General features: G+C 43.2%; 3 protein-coding genes. All 3 read right to left on the bottom strand.

Annotated elements, in window-relative coordinates:
- Positions 1-152 precede the first annotated feature (152 nt).
- Positions 153-512 carry an ATP-binding protein gene (locus R7R24_RS24420; RefSeq protein ID WP_276453118.1) on the bottom strand — a complete coding sequence of 120 codons (360 nt, stop codon included), beginning with the start codon at positions 510-512 and terminating at the stop codon, positions 153-155.
- Positions 513-796: 284 nt separating this feature from the next.
- Positions 797-1,087: a type II toxin-antitoxin system RelE/ParE family toxin gene (locus R7R24_RS24415; RefSeq protein ID WP_169618666.1), complete on the bottom strand. Its 291-nt coding sequence runs from the start codon at positions 1,085-1,087 to the stop codon at positions 797-799.
- On the bottom strand, positions 1,075-1,353 hold the full coding sequence (locus tag R7R24_RS24410) for a CopG family ribbon-helix-helix protein (protein WP_169674678.1): 279 nt from the start codon (positions 1,351-1,353) through the stop codon (positions 1,075-1,077). Before R7R24_RS24410 ends, R7R24_RS24415 begins: the two co-directional genes overlap by 13 nt.
- Positions 1,354-1,500: the final 147 nt, after the last annotated feature.

Here is a 1,500-nt window from a genome sequence, read left to right as displayed (position 1 = left end):
TTGTTAGCTTACTTACGTGCCAAGTATGGTAAATCAAAACCAACCCATACTCTGAGACCAGAACTACACTTGCTGCGTATTTCGGTGATTGCGATCGCTCGTTTCGGTTTATTCCGATCACCTGATCTTGCCGTTTTTCTCTCTTCCTATTTTTACTCTAAGTGATCGGATTGCGCCAGTTTTCTCATTGACTCGCCTCCCAGTTCTATTCGATGACTATTGTGAACGAGACGATCCATGAGAGCGTCAGCGACGGTGGCGTTGCCGATCATGTTGTACCACTCCTTTACGGGTAGTTGACTGATGACGATTGTGCTGCTGTTTTGGTAGCGGTCTTCAAGCACTTCTAACAAGTGACCTGCATGTTCTTGAGTCAGTTTCTCCATCCCCCAATCGTCGAGGATCAGTAGAGCTTTCTTAGCCAACGATTGAAGTTGCTTTTGATAACTACCATCTAGACGACCTGCGGTCAGGTCATCGAGCAAGTGAACTGCACCAGTAAAACTAGACATCCACCTAAGAGAGAAATGGTATCAAACCTATAAAAACTAGGTGTTCATTATTCCTATTATGGTAAATGCGTAAGTTAGCCATCGAAAACCATGCTTCCATCACTCTAAAACGCTCTACACGCTGTTTTAGCGAGAAAACCACCCTAGATACCCCAAAAACCTCTTTGAAAGTTTGTGACGGTTTCAGAGCGATTTACAGGGCAAAAGATCGCTGTTCAATTGAAACAAAAAACGCCCTCTAAGGGCGTTTTTCCTATGTATTCATCTTGTCGATGGCATCTTTGCTAAAATCCGACCTCTTTCTGGTGACGAACTGCAAGAACCACAATCTTATCTCCAGAAATACGATATCTAGCCACATAACCAGATTTCCCAAACTCAATAATCCAGTCTCGAAATTCTTGGGGCATATTTTCGATCGGTTTTCCAATTGAGGGAGCTTTAGCAACCTCTCTCATGCTACTGATAATTTTTAGACCTGCTCTGGCTGCTGCCCTCGGATCTTTAGCCTTTAAAAACTCTCTGATTCGGTCTAAATCTCGAATGGCTGACGGGGTATAAGTCACTTGTGACATTTAGGCGTTTCTACCTCATCCTCACTCCCCCAAGAACCCAACCAATTTTCAACTTCGCTAGCCGTTAAGTGCGAACCTGTCATCTTATACTCATCCCAAGCGTTCAAGGCATCCTGTCTAAATGCCTCTTTCTTTTCTTCTCGTTCGACATACTGAGAGATCGCCTCTTTCATAATCCAATGAGCTGTGCGCTGTTGAGAGTTTGCTAAATTTTGCACTCGATTTTTCAAAGTATCATCGAGTTTTATAGAAGTTGGAGTAGCCATAACAAGTCCTAAACTTAAAGGGTATTACTAGGTAATACCTTAGCAAAGTTCATCCGTTTAGCCAATGGACTAACGATTAAATCCGAAACCTCGACCTCTGCGATTTTGTCGTGCTAACGACTGCTCTTGCTGTATTGCTTTTCCAAC

Source organism: Vibrio sp. 704 (assembly GCF_033339295.1).
The sequence above is the reverse complement of the archived record's forward strand: the minus strand, read 5'-3'. Positions and strand labels throughout refer to the sequence as shown.

Bases quoted from the DNA above. Each gene is read 5' to 3' on its own strand.
- R7R24_RS24415 (WP_169618666.1), bottom strand. From the start codon at position 1,087: ATGTCACAAGTGACTTATACCCCGTCAGCCATTCGAGATTTAGACCGA.
- R7R24_RS24420 (WP_276453118.1), bottom strand. From the start codon at position 512: ATGTCTAGTTTTACTGGTGCAGTTCACTTGCTCGATGACCTGACCGCA.
- R7R24_RS24410 (WP_169674678.1), bottom strand. From the start codon at position 1,353: ATGGCTACTCCAACTTCTATAAAACTCGATGATACTTTGAAAAATCGA.